Origin of the sequence: Flexivirga meconopsidis, from assembly GCF_026162425.1 — a bacterium.
GTDB lineage: Bacteria > Actinomycetota > Actinomycetes > Actinomycetales > Dermatophilaceae > Flexivirga > Flexivirga meconopsidis.
On record NZ_JAOBQJ010000006.1, the window covers coordinates 1 to 16770 of the forward strand.

At 68.5% G+C, this 16770-nt stretch carries 15 protein-coding genes; 9 read left to right on the top strand and 6 right to left on the bottom strand.

Annotation, left to right across the window (positions count from 1 at the left end; genetic code table 11):
• Positions 1–82: 82 nt before the first annotated feature.
• Positions 83–1897 carry a biotin--[acetyl-CoA-carboxylase] ligase gene (locus N2M23_RS19265; protein ID WP_265447799.1) on the bottom strand — a complete coding sequence of 605 codons (1815 nt, stop codon included), beginning with the start codon at positions 1895–1897 and terminating at the stop codon, positions 83–85.
• Between the two features lie 109 nt (positions 1898–2006).
• Here N2M23_RS19265 and N2M23_RS19270 point away from each other — a divergent pair, with 109 nt between their 5' ends.
• Together N2M23_RS19270 and N2M23_RS19275 are read left to right on the top strand one after the other, a co-directional pair.
• A complete protein-coding gene (locus tag N2M23_RS19270) occupies positions 2007–3647 on the top strand; it encodes an acyl-CoA carboxylase subunit beta (protein ID WP_265447801.1) in 1641 nt (546 codons plus the stop codon).
• Positions 3644–3847 (top strand): acyl-CoA carboxylase subunit epsilon, encoded by a 204-nt coding sequence (locus N2M23_RS19275; RefSeq protein ID WP_265447803.1) that lies wholly within the window; start codon positions 3644–3646, stop codon positions 3845–3847. The genes N2M23_RS19270 and N2M23_RS19275 overlap by 4 nt, the downstream gene beginning before the upstream one ends.
• Before the next feature lie 202 nt (positions 3848–4049).
• On the opposite strand, the gene N2M23_RS19280 is transcribed toward N2M23_RS19275, so the two are convergent.
• A complete protein-coding gene (locus N2M23_RS19280) occupies positions 4050–5069 on the bottom strand; it encodes an AraC family transcriptional regulator (RefSeq protein ID WP_265447805.1) in 1020 nt (339 codons plus the stop codon).
• Positions 5070–5256: 187 nt separating this feature from the next.
• Here N2M23_RS19280 and N2M23_RS19285 point away from each other — a divergent pair, with 187 nt between their 5' ends.
• Positions 5257–6270, top strand: coding sequence for an alcohol dehydrogenase catalytic domain-containing protein (locus N2M23_RS19285; RefSeq protein WP_265447806.1), 1014 nt, complete (start codon positions 5257–5259; stop codon positions 6268–6270).
• Between the two features lie 278 nt (positions 6271–6548).
• The gene (locus N2M23_RS19290; RefSeq protein ID WP_265447808.1) at positions 6549–7157 is read left to right on the top strand and encodes a TMEM165/GDT1 family protein; all 609 of its coding nucleotides are present in this window, start codon (positions 6549–6551) and stop codon (positions 7155–7157) included.
• Positions 7158–7199: 42 nt separating this feature from the next.
• On the opposite strand, the gene N2M23_RS19295 is transcribed toward N2M23_RS19290, so the two are convergent.
• From N2M23_RS19295 to N2M23_RS19305, 3 genes are all read right to left on the bottom strand, one after another.
• Positions 7200–7463 (bottom strand): hypothetical protein, encoded by a 264-nt coding sequence (locus tag N2M23_RS19295; protein ID WP_265447810.1) that lies wholly within the window; start codon positions 7461–7463, stop codon positions 7200–7202.
• Positions 7463–8152: an HNH endonuclease family protein gene (locus N2M23_RS19300; RefSeq protein ID WP_265447812.1), complete on the bottom strand. Its 690-nt coding sequence runs from the start codon at positions 8150–8152 to the stop codon at positions 7463–7465. The genes N2M23_RS19295 and N2M23_RS19300 overlap by 1 nt, the downstream gene beginning before the upstream one ends.
• Before the next feature lie 86 nt (positions 8153–8238).
• Positions 8239–8943, bottom strand: coding sequence for an MOSC domain-containing protein (locus N2M23_RS19305; protein ID WP_265447813.1), 705 nt, complete (start codon positions 8941–8943; stop codon positions 8239–8241).
• Between the two features lie 64 nt (positions 8944–9007).
• On the opposite strand from N2M23_RS19305, the gene N2M23_RS19310 reads away from it, so the two are divergent.
• Together N2M23_RS19310 and N2M23_RS19315 are read left to right on the top strand one after the other, a co-directional pair.
• The gene (locus tag N2M23_RS19310; protein WP_265447815.1) at positions 9008–10660 is read left to right on the top strand and encodes a DUF885 domain-containing protein; all 1653 of its coding nucleotides are present in this window, start codon (positions 9008–9010) and stop codon (positions 10658–10660) included.
• A gap of 45 nt (positions 10661–10705) precedes the next feature.
• On the top strand, positions 10706–12592 hold the full coding sequence (locus tag N2M23_RS19315) for a Na+/H+ antiporter (protein ID WP_265447816.1): 1887 nt from the start codon (positions 10706–10708) through the stop codon (positions 12590–12592).
• A 10-nt stretch (positions 12593–12602) separates the two neighbouring features.
• Here N2M23_RS19315 and N2M23_RS19320 read toward each other — a convergent pair whose 3' ends face one another.
• On the bottom strand, positions 12603–13742 hold the full coding sequence (locus tag N2M23_RS19320; protein ID WP_265447818.1) for a Cmx/CmrA family chloramphenicol efflux MFS transporter: 1140 nt from the start codon (positions 13740–13742) through the stop codon (positions 12603–12605).
• A gap of 266 nt (positions 13743–14008) precedes the next feature.
• Here N2M23_RS19320 and N2M23_RS19325 point away from each other — a divergent pair, with 266 nt between their 5' ends.
• From N2M23_RS19325 to ectA, 3 genes are all read left to right on the top strand, one after another.
• Complete coding sequence (locus N2M23_RS19325; protein ID WP_265447820.1) at positions 14009–14635, top strand: Maf family protein; 627 nt, start codon at positions 14009–14011, stop codon at positions 14633–14635.
• 77 nt (positions 14636–14712) lie between these two features.
• Positions 14713–15996 carry an MFS transporter gene (locus tag N2M23_RS19330; protein ID WP_265447822.1) on the top strand — a complete coding sequence of 428 codons (1284 nt, stop codon included), beginning with the start codon at positions 14713–14715 and terminating at the stop codon, positions 15994–15996.
• Between the two features lie 231 nt (positions 15997–16227).
• Entirely contained in the window at positions 16228–16746 is a 519-nt protein-coding gene (gene ectA / locus N2M23_RS19335; RefSeq protein ID WP_265447824.1) for a diaminobutyrate acetyltransferase, read from the top strand.
• Positions 16747–16770: the final 24 nt, after the last annotated feature.

Genomic DNA, 16770 nt, shown 5'->3' on the forward strand with positions numbered 1-16770 from the left:
AGCAGGCCACCGGGGTGTCTCACACGAGACGGTGGACTGTCTCACCAACTACACAGTGACCCCAGCCAGATTGATCCTCGGGTTACATGCGGACTTGCCTCATGAGACACCTCATTTCCGTATATACCCGGGAAAGCACCCACGGCGTGATCTGTCCGATGCCGGGCAGCTGGATGGCTTCCCGGGCGACCGTGCGCACTTCGTCGTTGCCCGCGAGGGCGGCCGCGACGTCCGAATCCGCCAGCACCGTGCCGGGTTCGGCGGCGGCGGTCAGTCGGCTCGCCCGGTTGACGGTGTTGCCGTAGACGTCGCCGAGGCGGGCCAACACGCGGCCGGTCGCGACGCCGACCCGCATCCGCGGGATGAGGTCGTCGGCTGCTGCCTGGTCGAGCAGATCGAACGCGATCGCGATCGCACCCTCCACCGTGGTGTGCGAGAAGAGCACCTCGTCACCGACCGTCTTGACGATGGCGCCACCGTGCGCGCTCACCACGTCGGAGGCGAGGGACTCGAATCGCAGCACCAACGTTGCGAGTTCGCGCTCACTGAGCTGACGGACCAGCTGGGTGAAGTTGACCAGGTCGGCGAAGCCGATCGTCCGGATGACTCCCACATGGGACTCGGGCTCGGAGTCGGCGATCATGCGCGAAATCGCGACGGCGAGGTTGCGCCGCCATACATAGTCGATGAGAGGCGCCATCTGATCGGACAGCTCGACCGCCCGCTCCGCGGCGAGCTGCGCGATGTGGCTGTCCACGCCGAGGCCCTGCCCGCCGCTCACCATGTCGGTGATCAATTGCAGTGACCACATCGCAAGTCGGTCGGTGCTCCGGCCGACCGCGCGGGCCAGGCCGAGGGCAGTGGTCTCGTCGAGCTCCCCGTCGCGGATCGTCGCAACGACCGCACGCAGCGCCTCGACGTCGCTCGCGGTGAAGACCACGTCCTCGTCCCGGGCGTTGGCGAAGCCGAGCGCGCGCCACAGCCGTCGGGTGTCGTCGGTGGTGACTCCGGCGGCTTCGGCGACGTCCGCCCGGCGCAGCGTGCGGGGCTGCCCGACGAGCCGCTCCTCGAGCCCGTCGACGAAGGCCGCCCGGTCGTGCGGACCGGCGAGGGGGCGCGCCGGGCTGGGGCGCACGTGCACCACGTCACCCGCCGCGTGCGGCACCGGACCCTCCGGCGTCTCGATCACCAGGCGCCCCATCACGTCCACGTCGATCGCCCGCCCGGAAGCGACCTCGTCGCCGGCGAGCTCGATGCGCACCTCCTGCCCGATCGTGAGGCACGCCGCGCGGTAGGCGTCGTCGAGCGTCGGCAGCCCCCACTGCCGTTGTATGTCGGCCAGCTGCCGCAACAACGCGACCACCAGGTCCTCGCAGCGCACCTCGGCTCCACAGATCCGCACCGAGGTGGCGGTATCCACCGGCAGCTCGTCCCGGTCCTGGTGCACGTTGATGCCGATGCCGACCACGACGGTGGGCGCCGCGCCGCCGGTGGCGTTGCACAGGATGCCGGCGATCTTGCCCCAGTCGGCCTCGGGGTCGGGGCGGGCCAGCACGTCGTTCGGCCACTTCAGCCCGACGTCGACCGGCGCGACCTGCCGCAGCGCCCGGCGCACCGCCACGCCGACGAGCAGCGGCACCCAGCCCCAGCGGGTTGCGTCGTCCGGCAGCGGCAGCGTCGCCGACAGCGCGATCGACTGGCCGGGCTCGGCGACCCAGGCGCGGTCGAGCCGACCCCGCCCGTCGGTCTGGTTGTCGGTGACCAGTGCCCGCCAGGGGTGCGGATCGGCCAGGAGTTCGGCGTTGGTGGAGCCGATCTGCGGGCTGACGTCGAGCTCTTCCCAGGGAGTGTCGGCCAGCCGGTGGTTCATCTCGGCGCGGTCGAGGAAGTGGCTCACACCACTGAAGGTTAGTCGGCGCCGTCTGCGGCCCCTGTCACAGCACCGAACCGACCAGTACGTGACCGCCCTCACTTCGCCCGCAGACGCCGCACTACTGTGAGTGGTCATGAGCGACGCAGCGGCCCCCGATGCCGCGAACTCCCCTGAGACACCTGATATGCGCAGCACCTCCGGCCGGCTGGCCGACCTGCGGCACCGGGTGGACGAGGCGGTGCACGCGGGCTCGGCACGAGCCGTGGAGAAGCAACACGCCCGGGGCAAGCAGACCGCGCGCGAGCGGATCGAGCTGCTGCTCGACGAGGGTTCGTTCGTCGAGCTCGACGCGCTGGCCCGGCACCGGTCGACCAACTTCGGGCAGGACCGCAACCGCCCCTACGGCGACGGCGTGGTGACCGGCTACGGCACCGTCGACGGCCGCACGGTCTGCGTGTTCAGCCAGGACTTCACCGTCTTCGGCGGGTCCCTCGGCGAGGTGTTCGGGGAGAAGATCGTCAAGGTCATGGACCTGGCGATGAAGATCGGCGCCCCGGTGATCGGGATCAACGACTCGGGCGGCGCGCGCATCCAGGAGGGCGTTGTCGCCCTCGGGCTGTATGCCGAGATCTTCCGCCGCAACGTGCACGCCTCCGGCGTCATACCCCAAATCTCGCTGGTGATGGGACCGTCGGCCGGTGGCGCGGTCTACTCGCCGGCGATCACCGACTTCGTGGTGATGGTCGACCACACGTCGCACATGTTCATCACCGGCCCGGACGTCATCAAGACCGTCACCGGCGAGGAGGTCGGCTTCGAGGAGCTGGGCGGTGCGCGCACCCACAACACCCGTTCGGGCGTGGCGCACTACATGGGCTCGGACGAGACCGACGCGATCTCCTACGTCAAGGAGCTGATCTCCTACCTGCCGTCCAACAACCTCGACGAGCCGGAGCGCTTCGAGCCCGTCGCCGACGAGGAGCTGGAGATCGACGCGGCCGACCTGGAGCTCGACACGCTGGTGCCGGATTCACCCGGCGTCCCCTACGACATCAAGCAGGTCATCCGCACCGTCGCCGACGACGACGAATTCCTCGAGACCCAAGAGCTTTTCGCGCCCAACATCGTCACCGGATTCGCGCGCGTCGACGGCCAGTCGGTCGGCATCGTGGCCAACCAGCCGATGCAGTTCGCCGGCACCCTCGACATCGACGCCTCGGAGAAGGCCGCGCGTTTCGTGCGCACCTGCGACGCGTTCAACGTGCCGATCCTGACCTTCGTCGACGTGCCCGGCTTCCTGCCCGGCACCGACCAGGAGTGGGGCGGCATCATCCGCCGCGGCGCGAAGCTGCTCTACGCCTACGCCGAGGCGACCGTGCCGCTGATCACCGTGATCACCCGCAAGGCGTATGGCGGCGCCTACGACGTGATGGGCTCCAAACACCTGGGCGCCGACCTCAACCTGGCCTGGCCGACCGCGCAGATCGCGGTGATGGGCGCGCAGGGCGCGGCCAACATCCTCTACCGCAAGCAGATCGCCGAGGTCGAGGAGTCCTCCGGCGGTGACCCGGCGGCGGTCGACGCGAAACGCCAGGAGCTGATCGCCGAATACGAGGACACCCTCGCCAACCCCTACATCGCGGCCGAGCGCGGGTATGTCGACGCGGTCATCCCCCCGTCGGAGACGCGCATGCAGGTCATCCGCGGGCTGCGTGCGCTGCGCACCAAGCGGGAGAAGCTGCCGCCCAAGAAGCACGGGAACATCCCGCTGTGAGCGACCAGCAGACGCCCGAGGTAGCGAAAACGCCGCAGGTGCAGGTGCTTTCGGGCAACGCGACGCCCGAGGAGGTCGCGGCGATCGTCGCCGTGCTCTCCGCGGTCGGTGGTGGCGACGCGGCCTCGGAGCCGCCGAGCGGGTCGGCCTGGGCCGGCCGCGGCCGGCCGAGCTGGCGATCGTCCGGCCTGCCCTACTGAGGCGCGCCCCAGCCGCCATACCCGCGCACAACCCGAAACCGTTTCGAGTTATGCACGCCCCAGCCGCCAAACCCGCGCACAACACGCAACCGTTTCGAGTTATGCGCGCACCCAGCCGCCATACCCGCGCACAAGCCGCAACCGTTTCGAGTTATGCACGCCCCAGCCGCCAAACCCGCGCACAACCCGCAACCGTTTCGAGTTATGCGCGCACCGCGCTACCGCCACCGGCACCCACCCGCGCGCGCTCGGGCGTCACACCGGTCCACGCCTTGAAGGCCCGGTAGAACGAGTTGGTGTCGTTGTAACCGAGCAGAAACGCGATCTCCGAGGTGCGCAGGTCGTCCCGGGTCAGGTAGTGGCGCGCCAGCTTCTCCCGGGTGTTGGCCAGCACCGCCTGGAACGACGTGCCTTCCTGGCTGAGTTGGCGCTGCAGGGTGCGCGAGCTGGTCGCGAGTTGTCCGGTGACCGCCTCGATCGAGGCGTCACCGGCCGGCAATGTCTCCACGAGCGCGGCCCGCACCCGGTCGGCAGTGGTCGCGGTCGCCTGCAGGTCGGCGAGACGACGTCGCAGATCGGGCCCGAAGATCCGCCACATGGAGTCGTTCTCGGTCAGGAACGGTCGCGCCGCGTCAGCTGCGGTGAAGACCACCGAGAAATCGTCGCCCGTGCGCACCCGGCTGCCGAGGTAGCGCTCGAGCTGCGCCGGATGCTCCGGCCGGCTCGGCATCGTGACCCGCACCGGGCGCAACTGCTCCCGGGTCGCGATCCGGGCCAACGCGACCCAGAACACCAGCTCCGCCGTGGCCAACAGTCGCGGCGGCGTCGAGCCGGACGGCCACCGGTACGTGATCGTCAGCTCGTCAGCCGCGCCGATCTCCAGCCGCACCGGCCCGATCAGCGGTTTGTAGACCGCCAGGCGGCGCGCGGCAGTGCGCAGGTCGGGGCTGCACAGTGCCGCGAAGATCGGCGGCGAGAAGTGCTCGACCGAGATCGCCTCGCCGAGTCGAACCGCAAGATCGCCGGCACCCTCCCCTGCGCGGCCCTCGACCTCGATCGCCTCCCAGAAACGGTAGTAGTCGGCGATCGGCAGTTCGGACGGCCGCCGGGCGAAGGTGTCTCCGGGCAGCGACGCTCGTCGCAGCACTTGCGCAGGACGTATGCCGAGGTCACGCAGCAGCACCGTGAAGCTCGGGTCGAGGTCGAAGTTGTCACCCGCCATGGAGCACGACACTAGCCACCGGCAGGTCGACCCGAACACGCATCGCCCGCCGTTCCACCCGCAATCCGCGCCATCGACGATTGGCGCGAACTGCAAGCAGCATGGCGTTCCGTGCCAGTGGCTTTGCCCGGCGTACGGCGTAATTTCCTGCTCACCAACACATCCGGTGCAACGAGAGGAACCGATCATGAAGGCAGCTGTCATCCCGGAGCTCAACGGCACCTGGGAACTGCGCGACATCCCCACCCCGAAGGCCGAGCCGGGCCAGGTGCTCATCAAGGTGCACGCCACCGGCATCTGCTTCACCGACATCTGGACCACCCGCGGCGCCGCCGGCGACCTCTTCCCCAACACGCCGGGCCACGAGGTGGTGGGTGAGGTGGTCGAGGTCGGCGAAGGCGTCACCAGCCGCAAGGTCGGCGACCGGGTGGGCACCACCTGGGTCCAGTCGACCTGCGGCCGCTGCGACTACTGCCGCGAAAACCTCCCGCTGTCCGGGCAGGCAGCGGTCAACTGTCCCAATGCGCGACTGACCGGTTTCACCACCCAGGGCGGGCACGCCGAATATCTCGCCGCGACCGCGACCGGCACCGTGCTGATCCCGGACGGCCTGCCCTACGAGGAGGCCGCGCCGATCTTCTGCGCCGGTTACACCGTCTGGAGCGGCCTGCGCGCCGCCGAGCCGCAGCCCCACGAGAAGATCGCGGTCGTCGGCATCGGCGGCCTCGGGCACCTTGCGGTGCAGTACGCGAAAGCGGCCGGGCACGAGACGATCGCGGTCACCCACTCCGCCGACAAGCACGACCTGGCGCGCGAGCTCGGCGCCGACCTCGTCGTCGCGAACGGTGCCGAGCTGCAGGCCGCCGGCGGCGCCGACGTGCTGCTCCTCTGCTCCAACTCGTATGACGCAGGCCGCGACGCGTTCAAGGGTCTGCGGCACGACGGGCGCGCGGTGCTCGTCGGGCTCGACCCGTTCGCCGACTTCACCATCCCCACCGAGCCGCAGCCGTTCTTCGCCCAGCGGCAGAAGGTGATCGGCGCGACCCACAACGGCCTCAACTTCCTCACCGAGGCGCTCGACATCGCCGCGTCGGGCGCGGTGAAGCCGATGGTCGAGGTCTTCCCGAAGGAGCGAATCACCGAGGCGGTCGACAAGGTCACCGCCGGCGACGTCCGCTTCCGCGCGGTCGTCACCTACTGATCCCACGCAAAAAGTCTGTCGCCCCACGCACCGGCCGCGGGGCGACAGACTTTTGCGTGCGAGCGCACCGGCCCGCTAAGCTCCCTGCCCGAACGGGAGTAGTCCCTCGACCGGATGTCGACATACTGGCGGTCCGCCGCCCGGTGTCCGGGGTCACCAGCAGGAGCGGGTGACTGGACGAGACGTTCGAACCGTCAGTGTTATCCGCTGCCGGTTCGGCGCGCTCGTCCTTTTCTTTGCCCGCGAGCGCGGCGGCCGGCTCGACCGCAAGGATCTCCGTGCTCGACATCGGCATCATCCTGACCGTCTTCGCGCTCGTCTTCGTCGCGGAGCTACCAGACAAGACGGCGATCGCCAGCCTGGTGCTCGGCACCCGCTTCCCCTGGATCTGGGTCTTCGCCGGCACCGGCGCCGCGTTCGTGGTGCACGTCCTGGTCGCCCTCGCGGCCGGACAGCTGCTGCACCTGCTGCCCGCGCAACTGCTGGAGGCGGTGATCGCGGTGCTCTTCCTGCTTGGCGCGTTCCTGATCTGGCGGGAAGGGCAGGACGACGACGAGGACGAAGCAGACGACGCCGAGGAGGCCGCGACGTCGGTCGCCGACGGCGCGGGCTTCTGGAAGGTCGCCTCGGTGGGCTTCGGCGTCATCTTCGTGGCCGAATGGGGCGACCTGACCCAGATCATGACCGCCAACCTGGCGGCCAAGTATCACGACCCGCTGTCGGTCGGCATCGGCGCCGTGCTCGGCCTCTGGGCGGTCAGCCTGATCGCGCTGCTCGGCGGGCGGACGCTGCTGAAGTTCCTGCCGATCAAGTGGATCACCCGTGCGGCAGCCGTGGTGATGGTCGTCCTCGGAATCCTCAGCGCCGTCAACGCGATTCGCGGCTGAACCGGCTGCCGCCGATCCGGGGGCGGCACCGGCCCGCGCAGGTCAGCGCAGGTCGGCGCTGCCCGGGTTGCCGGTCTCGTCCGGGCCCGGGTCCTTCGACAGCCGCTCGACGACCTGGTCGATGGTCAGGTCGTCGACCGGTGACCCGGTGACGGTGTAGGTGTCGAGCGCCCCGACATACGACACCCGCACGGCACCGGCCTGCTCCGGGTCCAGCCAGGTCGACAGGTCACCGGTGATCGCGCCGACCTCGTCGGTCATCACGCCACCGGGAGGTGCGGTGAAATCGCGCTTGTCGTCGGCCATCAGCAACTCCCGAACATCGTGTTCAGCGCCGACTTCTCGGCGCTGGTCACCCACAGGTTGTACTTCTTCTTCACCAGCACCCAGCGGGTCGCGTAGAGGCAGTATGCCGCGGTGTTCGGCGGCTTCCAGACCGACGGGTCCTTGTCACCCTTGCTCTGGTTGAGGGTGTCCTTGGCCGAGACCAGCACCAGCGGGTCGTTGGCGTACTGCGTGCGCTTGGTGGTGGTCCAGTTGTCGGCACCGGTGGCCCACGCGTTGCCGAGCGGCACCATGTGGTCGATGTCGATGTCGGACGCGGCGTTGTACTTGCCGGCGCCGTAGGGGTCGATCCAGGTGCCGGTCAGATTGGTGCAGGTGGACGACATCTGCACGTTCTGCCCGTCGCGGTAGAGCGCGGCGTTGCGGGCGTTGCAGGCATCGTTGGGTGCGACCGGCCAGCCCCACGTGGAGGCGTCCCGCCAGTGCGGGAAGAGGTCGCGCGAGTAGCCGGTCATCGGGTCCTGAGCCTTGACCGTGAGGGTGGCCAGATCCGACTTGGCCTGGGTCGAGGTGCCGCTCATGCCGAGCTTCAGCTGGTTGGCGGCAGTGGCGCCGGAGACCGTGCCGATCTGGGATGCCTCAGCCGGCGTCACGGTCGCCGCGGCCAGGACAGTTGTCAACGAAAACGCAATGAGGGTGCGACGTTTCATGTATGACGACGCTAGTGCGGCGCCGCTGACCGAAGAGTGAACTGCGGGTCAGGGCTGCGTCAAGACTTGGTGAGGTTTCGGCCGGTTCAGGTCCGTGCCGTCCGGCGTTCGAGCTTCGCCAGCCGGCTCACCATGCCTTCGTGGCCCTCCGCTCCGAAGACCCGGGCGTCGACGACCGCGCGCACCGCGTCGACGTCGTCGTAGAACGCCCGGAAGGTGGTCGGCACGTCGACGTCGTGCTCCGGTCGCGACAGCACACGGATCGCGTCACCCTGTCGCACCGTGCCGGGAGTCTCGACGGCCAGGTAGGCACCCGAAAGCCCATGTGCGACAAACTTTTTCAGCCAGCCCCGCTCCCCCATGTGCATCCGGAACGTGCCACACGGGATGCGTGGCCCGGCGACTCGCAGCACCACCTCGTCACCGAGCTGCCAGCGTTCGCCAATCAGGGCGTGGTCGACGTCGAGGCCGGTGGTGGTGAGGTTCTCCCCGAAGGTGCCGTTGCGCAGGTCGCGACCCAATTGCGCCGACCACCAGTCGAGTTCCTCGCGCGCCACGGCATACACGGCCTGATTGTCGCCGCCGTGGTGCCGGGTGTCGCCGATGAAATCGCCGACGACACCGCTGCCGAGACCACCGTGCTTGGGCCCTGGCGCCCGCACTTGCACCTGCTCGACCGCCTGTTTGTCGATCCCGGTCGCGGTGTCCTTGGCCGAGTTGGGTTGCTGCCGGCCGACATTCACCGACAGCACCCTCCCGATCCCGTATGACGCAGAGCTTGCACGTGGCACGCCCGCATTGTCCCCGATCGAATCCCCGCGCGCACCCGCATTAACACGCGATACGTTCGACGGCGTGACTGAAGACACCACGCGCACCCCCACGCCCGTCGATGCCATCGCGGATCGTCACCACGAGAAGGCGGTCGCGCTCAGCCCGATGCTGGCGACCTACCTCGGCCTGCCGGAGCGTCAGGACGAGCTCGACGACTTCTCCCCCGCAGGTCTGGCCGCGCGCAACACCGCCACCCGGGAGGCGCTGGCGGAGGTGGCGTCGGCCACGGCACAAGACGACGTCGACAAGGTCACGATCGACGCGATGCGCGAGCGTCTCGGTCTCGATGTCGAGGTCTACGACGCCGGCATCCAGCATGCCGCGCTCAACGTGATCGAGTCGCCGCTGCAGGGGATTCGCGACATCTTCGACCTGATGCCGACCGACACCCCGGACCAGGTCGACACGGTCGGCCGCCGCATGCGCGCGGTGCCTCGCGCGCTCGACGGCTGGTTCGAGTCGCTGCACGAAGCCGCCGGGCGGGGCATGGTCAGTCCGGTCCGCCAGGTCACCGCCTGCATCCAGCAGACGAAGGACCACACCGCAGCCGACGGTTACTTCGCCACCCTGAAAAAGCAGCACCCGCAGATCGGCGACGCGATCGACGAGGCGGCGGCGGCGTACGCGGCGGCCGGGGACCGGCTGCGCGAGGAGATCCTGCCGCAGGCGCCCGAGTCCGACGGTGTCGGACGTGACAAGTACCCGCTGCACTCGCGCGCGTTCCTCGGTGCGCAGATCGACCTGGAGGAGACCTACGCGTGGGGCCAGGAGGAGTTGGCCCGCATCACCGCCGAGATGGCGCACGTCGCCGAGCAGATCAAGCCCGGAGCGACGGTGCGCGAGGCGATGGACGCGCTCGACAAGGACCCGGCCTACACACTCCACGGCACCGACGCGCTGCAACGCTGGATGCAGGAGAAGGCCGACGCCGCGATCAGCGAGCTCGCCGACACCCACTTCGACGTCCCGGAGCCGGTGCGGACGATCGAATGTCGCATCGCCCCAACGCAATCCGGCGGCATCTACTACACGCCGCCGAGCGACGGCTTCGAGCGGCCGGGCCGGATGTGGTGGGCGGTGCCCAAGGGCGTCGAGGACTTCGGCACCTGGCGTGAGCTGACCACGGTCTACCACGAGGGCGTGCCCGGACATCACCTGCAATGCGGGCAGACGATCTACCGATCGAACCTGCTCAACACCTGGCGCCGGATGGATGTCTGGTGCTCCGGGCACGGCGAGGGATGGGCGTTGTATGCCGAGCGCCTGATGGACGAACTCGGCTACCTGAAGGACCCCGGCGACCGGATGGGCATGCTCGACGGGCAATCGCTGCGGGCCGCGCGCGTCGTGCTCGACATCGGGGTGCACTGCGGGTTCGAGGCGCCGGCCGAGGTCGGCGGCGGTGAGTGGACCTACGACAAGGCGTGGCAGTTCCTCACCGCGCACGCGGACATGGCCGAGGGGTTCTTGCGCTTCGAGCTGGACCGCTACCTCGGCTGGCCGGGACAGGCCCCGTCATACAAGGTGGGAGAGCGCATCTGGATGCAGTTGCGCGACGAGGTCAAGGAGCGCGAGGGCGCCGGCTTCGACCTCAAGGCGTTCCACCGCCGCGCGCTCGACATCGGTTCGGTTGGTCTGGACACCCTACGGGGTGCGGTGCTCGGCACGCTCTGAGCGGCTCCGGCCCTGCGGCCGAGCCCGCGCTGCAAGGATGGTGCGGTGCACCTCGCCCTACCGATCTTCCTGCTCACCGCCTCCGTCGTCGTGGTGGCCACGCTCGCCCGGCGGTTCGGGCTGTCCGCTCCCCTGCTGCTGACCGCACTCGGCGCCGCAGCGTCGTTCCTGCCGTTCATGCCGCACCCGTTCGAGGTGGAGCCGGAGATCATCCTGCTCGGCTTCCTGCCGCCGCTGCTCTTCGGAGCGGCGTACAACACCTCGCTCATCGACTTGCGCCGGGAACGTCGCCAGATCCTCAGCCTGTCGGTGTTGCTGGTGCTGTTCACCGCGTCCGGGGTGGCGCTGGTGGCCTGGAAGCTGCTCGACATCCCGTTCGCGGCCGCCGTCGCGCTCGGCGGCGTCGTCGCGCCCCCGGACGCGGTCGCGGCGACGGCCGTCGCGCGGCGGATCGGGCTGCCGCGCCGGGTCGTGTCAGTGCTGGAGGGCGAGTCGCTCTTCAACGACGCGACCGCGCTCGTGACGGTCAACACCGCCAAGGGCCTGATCGCCGGCGGCGCGGGCGCGGCAACGGTGCTCACCGCAGGTCGGGACTTCCTGTGGGCCTCGCTCGGCGGCGCGCTGATCGGTTACCTCGCCTACCGCCTCGTGTCTCTCGTATGGCGCTACGTCACCGACGCGGTGCCGAGCGTCGCGGTCAGCTTCCTCAGCCCGTGGATCGCCTACCTGCCCGCCGAGGAGGTGCATGCCTCCGGCGTCATTGCGGCCGTGGTCTGCGGTGTGGCACTCGGCCACTCGGCGCCGGTGATCCAGACCGCGCAGGCGCGGGTGTCCGAGCGGCTCAACTGGGTCTCGATCACGTTCCTGCTCGAGAACATGGTCTTCCTGCTGATCGGCTTGCAGACCCGCACGATCGTCGACGAGGTGCGCGAGTCCGACCCGGGCCTGGCGGAGACGTCGCTCATCGCGCTCGCGGTGCTCGCGACGGTCATGCTGCTCCGGCCGATCTGGCTGCTCGGCCTGGCCGCGGTGAGCCGGATCATGGGTTGGACCAACACCACCCTCACCGGCAAGGAGTCGGCCATCGCCTCCTGGGCGGGCATGCGAGGCGTGGTCACGCTGGCGGCCGCTTCGCTGCTGCCCACGGACACCCCGCACCGGCAGTCGATGGTCTTCATCGCACTCGTCGTCACCGTGGGCACCCTTGTGATTCAAGGATATTCGCTTGGATTCGTGGCCAAACTGCTCGACCTGCACGGACCCGACCCCCGCGAGGACGCGCTGCAGACCGCGCAGCTGATGCAGGCCACCGTGACAGCCGGCGCGGAGCGGCTCGACCAGGAGCTGGACGACGGCGAGCACGAGGTGCCCGAGGAGGTCGTCACCTCGCTGCGCACCCAGGGCACCCGCCGCGCCAACCTGGCCTGGGAGCGGCTCGGCAGCAACGACGTCTCGGTGGAGACTCCGGGGGATGCCTACCGTCGGCTGCGCGCGGCGATGCTCGACGCCGAACGCTGCAAGGTGCTGCGGCTGCGGGACAAGGGCGTCATGGACCACGAGGTCTTGAACGCGGTGATGGCGAGCCTCGACATCGAGGAGTCGATGATCACGCGCTACGAAGGTGCCGACGTCGAGGCATCGGATCGGTTGCTGCTCACCCCGGAGGAGCGCCAATTCGGTTGTGAACACTTGGCGGCCGCGCCGTTGGCGATCGACCCGCTCACCCCCGAGGGCTGCGCCGACTGCATGCGTGAAGGTATGACGTGGGTCCATCTCCGGCTCTGCCTGCAATGCGGCAATGTCGGTTGCTGCGACTCCTCGGTCGGCCGGCACGCGAGCAAACACTTCGAGCAGCACGGGCACCCGGTGATGCGCTCGTTCGAGCCGGGCGAGGCGTGGCGGTGGTGCTTCGTCGACGACCGGCTGGGGTGAGTGGGCCGCCTCACAGCCGCATACGGATAACCGCGAGTGCGGTGGCCACGACGGTCAATCCACTGCTGATCGCGGGCGGTCCGAGTGACCCCAAGGAAGACTCGACGGCCACACCACCGAGCAGGGGTCCGGCAGCGGCACCCACGTTGAACGCAACGGTGGCATAGGACCCGCCGAGCGTCGGGGCGCCGACGGCCTCGTGGAGCACTCGCGCGATGAGCGTGCTGCCCACGCCGAATGCCAACGCGCCCTGCAGAAACAACATCGGGAAGAGCCATCCCGGATCCGAAGCGCTCATCGCGACTACCGCCCAGCCAATCGCCAACAGTGGCATACCGATCAGGATCAGGAATCTCGGATGCCGATCTGACAGGCGCCCCGCGACCGTGACCCCGACGAAGGACCCGACTCCGAAAATCACCAGCGCGAACGGCACCCAGCCTGCGGTCAGGGAGGCGCGCCCAGTCACCAAGGACGCGAGAAAGGTGAAGCTCCCGAACGTCGCCGCGTTGACCAGCGCACCGAGCGTCATCATCAGCAGCAGCGTGCTGCGTCGCAGTCCACAGAGTTCGCCACGGATGTCCGATCGACCGTTCCCGCTTGCGGGCATCGCCGGAAATCTCAGTGCGATGCCGACTCCGGCGATCACGCAGAGCGATGCCACCGCCCAGAAGGTCGCTCGCCAGCCCATTGCATTGCCCAGCAGGGAGCCCGCAGGCACTCCAACGATCGTGGCCAACGTGGTGCCTGACAGCAGGACGGACAAGGCGCGCCCCGCGCGGTCCCGACCTACCAATGCCGTCGCCGTGGCGAGCGCGACCGCTAGGAAGCCGGCGTTCGCGACCGCGGAGAGGACTCGCATCGCCAGCAGCACCATGAAGCGGTCGGTGAGTGCTGCTGCGACATGGCTTGTTGCGAACGCGGCGAGGAAGGCGAGCAGGCTCCACCGAGGCGCCCACCGGCGTACCAAGATGGCGGCCGCCGGTGCACCGACCACCATGCCAACGGCGAACGCTGAGGTGAGCAGACCAGCTGTGCCAAGCGAAACATCGAGCGACTCGGCGATCCGTGGGGTGATTCCGCCAAGCATGAACTCGGAGGTCCCCATGGCAAAAATGGCAACGGCGAGCAGGTACAACGGGAGAGGCATCTAAGGCTCCAGAGCGAGAAGCGAATAGTGAGAGGCTGATTCGCCACCACCGTCGCCGCCCGACCCGGGCCGTGACGCATCGCGTCAGGGCAGGGATGCCCGAAGTCTCGGGGTCAGTCGGGGCAGGCCGACGGCGTGACCGTCGGCCTGGTTCTGGATGCCTCTGGGCTAGACATGGCCACCACGGTAGTGAGTTGGCCGGCCGCGCCCCAAACCAATTGATCGCGCCGGTCTGCGTCGGGCACGCAAGCTCTACAGTGACGCCCATGACCGTGTCACTCGTGCTCGCCTCCGCGTCGCCCGCCCGCCTGACCACGCTGCGCTCGGCCGGTGTCGAACCAGAGGTGATCGTGTCGTCGGTCGATGAGCCGGCGGTCGTCGCAGCCGCCGAGAAGACCTTGGGGACGCTCGACCCGGCCGACGTCGCGCTGCTGCTCGCCCGTGCGAAAGGCGAGGACGTCGCCTCGCAGGTCGAGTCGGATTCCCTTGTGCTGGGCTGTGATTCGGTGTTGGAGTTCGACGGTGAGACCTTCGGCAAGCCGGTTGATGCGGACCAGGCGACGGCACGCTGGCAAGCGATGCGGGGCGGGTCCGGCACGCTGCACACCGGCCACTGGTTGGTTGACGCCCGCGACGAGTCGTCGGGTGCGACCTTCGGGGTGGTCGCCTCGACCGTCGTGCACTTCGCCGATCTGACCGACGACGAGGTCGACGCGTATGTCGCAACCGGCGAACCACTCCACGTCGCAGGCGCTTTCACGATCGATGGCCTCGGCGGGCCCTACGTGACGCGAATCGAGGGCGACCACCACAACGTCGTCGGGCTCAGCCTGCCGGTGCTGCGCGAGATGCTCGCCGAAGTCGGCGTCGGCTTCCACGACCTGCGCGGCTGAGAGCTTGCCGCCGGATTTCCAGGTGACGGGTCTACGGTGACCCTTCGTCAGGCTATGAAAACTGCCGAAGGAGCCGCATGTCGTCCGCAGCCGCCGCGGCGGGAGCCCCGCAGAAACTGACGTCGGACCAGCGCAACGCGTTTGCCGCCGCATACCTCGGCTGGGCGATGGACGCGTTCGACTACTTCCTGGTCGTGCTGATCTACGCTCAGATCGCCAAGGACTTCGGCAAGTCGCTGACCGAGATGTCGCTGATCACCACGATGACGCTCGTCATGCGGCCGGTGGGCGCGTTCCTCTTCGGGCTCTGGGCCGACCGGGCGGGCCGGCGCATCCCGTTGATGGTCGACGTGGTCTTCTACTCGATCGTCGGATTCCTGTGCGCATTCGCACCCAATTTCACCGTCCTGATGGTGCTGCGCATGCTCTACGGACTCGGCATGGGCGGCGAGTGGGGGCTGGGCGCGGCGCTTGCGATGGAGAAGATTCCGAGCAAGCGGCGCGGGCTGTTCTCCGGCATCCTGCAGGGCGGCTATTCGATGGGTTACCTGCTCGCGTCGCTCGCCTTCCTGGTGGTCAACACCTGGTGGGGCCTGTCCTGGCGGTGGATGTTTGCGCTGTCGATCGTGCCCGCGCTCATCTCGCTGATCATCCGGTCCCGGGTGGAGGAGTCCGAGGTCTGGGAGTCCACGCAGCAGCGCTTCAAACAGAGCACCACCAAGGCCTCCGACATCCTGAAGAACCCCGCCATCTGGAAGCGCTTCATCTTCCTGGTGCTGCTGATGACCGCGTTCAACTGGATGAGCCACGGCACCCAGGACGTCTACCCGACCTTCCTCAAGGAGCACGTGGACGACGGCCTCGGCTTCGCCAGCTCGACGGCCACTTGGATCGCGGTGATCTACAACCTGGGCGCGATCGTCGGCGGCGCGACCGCCGGCGCACTCTCCGAGCGCTACGGCCGCAAGATCATCATCGTCGTGTGCGCGGTGCTCGCACTGCCGGTCATCCCGTTGTTCGCCTACTCCACGACGGTGGGCATGGTGATCCTCGGTTCGTTCCTGATGCAGGTGATGGTGCAGGGCGCCTGGGGCGTCATACCAGCACATCTGACCGAGATGTCACCTGACGAGATCCGCGGCTTCTACCCGGGCGTGACCTATCAGCTCGGCAACTGTCTGGCCGCTTTCAACCTGCCGATCCAGGAGTCGCTCGCGTCGTCACACGGCTACCCGTTCGCGCTCGCGGCGACGATGGTGCCGGTGTTCATCGCGGTGATCGTGCTGACCCTGATCGGCAAGGAACGCAAGGGCATTGAGTTCGGGACCCAACGCACGAGCGCAGTCGCGGAGACCGGCTGAGCATCGACGCCGGGCCCCGAATTGCTATGATCCAGAACACAATTCGGTGCCACTGTCCATATCGTGGACGGTGATCCGGAAGAAATTCTCACCACCCGGTGGCACGCGGGGTATTGCCTGAGATGTCGCCGCTAACTACGCTCAGCGACCCCCTCGCTGGTCACCCGCCAGGCGTGCGATCGGGTCGCATGACGGTTGATTGTTACTGATGAGTCGTTACGTTCGTTGAGCGTGAACAGCCCCACCACAACGCCCACCCGACCACTCAACACGACCTCGCAGGTCACCTTCCGAACACCCGAGGTGACCGACGGCGGCGCGCTCTGGATGCTCGCGCGAGGCGCCGGGGAGCTCGACGTCAACACGTCGTACGCCTACCTGCTCTGGGCGCGGGACTTTGCCAGCACCTCGATCATCGCCGAATCAGGCGGTCTCGCAGCGGGATTCGTCAGTGGCTACCTGCGCCCTGAGCAGCCGCAGACGCTCATGATCTGGCAGGTGGCCGTCGACCAGGGCTTCCGCGGGCAGGGCATCGCGCTGCGCATGCTGCACGAGCTCACCGACCGCGTCACCGGCGCCACGGTGCTGGAAACCACCATCACCGACGACAACGCCGCGTCCATCGGTCTCTTCAGCCGCTTCGCGGAGTCGAGGAGCGCCGAGATCGACCGACGTGACCTGTTCGGCAAAGGCCACTTCCCCGATGCGCATGACGCAGAGCGTCTCTACCGCATCGCTCCCCTTCGCTGAATCACCTTGCCACGGAAGGACATA

Coding starts and splice junctions, on each gene's coding strand:
- N2M23_RS19270 (WP_265447801.1), top strand. CDS start 2,007: ATGAGCGACGCAGCGGCCCCCGATGCCGCGAACTCCCCTGAGACACCT.
- N2M23_RS19280 (WP_265447805.1), bottom strand. CDS start 5,069: ATGGCGGGTGACAACTTCGACCTCGACCCGAGCTTCACGGTGCTGCTG.
- N2M23_RS19285 (WP_265447806.1), top strand. CDS start 5,257: ATGAAGGCAGCTGTCATCCCGGAGCTCAACGGCACCTGGGAACTGCGC.
- N2M23_RS19295 (WP_265447810.1), bottom strand. CDS start 7,463: ATGGCCGACGACAAGCGCGATTTCACCGCACCTCCCGGTGGCGTGATG.
- N2M23_RS19300 (WP_265447812.1), bottom strand. CDS start 8,152: ATGAAACGTCGCACCCTCATTGCGTTTTCGTTGACAACTGTCCTGGCC.
- N2M23_RS19320 (WP_265447818.1), bottom strand. CDS start 13,742: ATGCCTCTCCCGTTGTACCTGCTCGCCGTTGCCATTTTTGCCATGGGG.
- N2M23_RS19325 (WP_265447820.1), top strand. CDS start 14,009: ATGACCGTGTCACTCGTGCTCGCCTCCGCGTCGCCCGCCCGCCTGACC.
- N2M23_RS19330 (WP_265447822.1), top strand. CDS start 14,713: ATGTCGTCCGCAGCCGCCGCGGCGGGAGCCCCGCAGAAACTGACGTCG.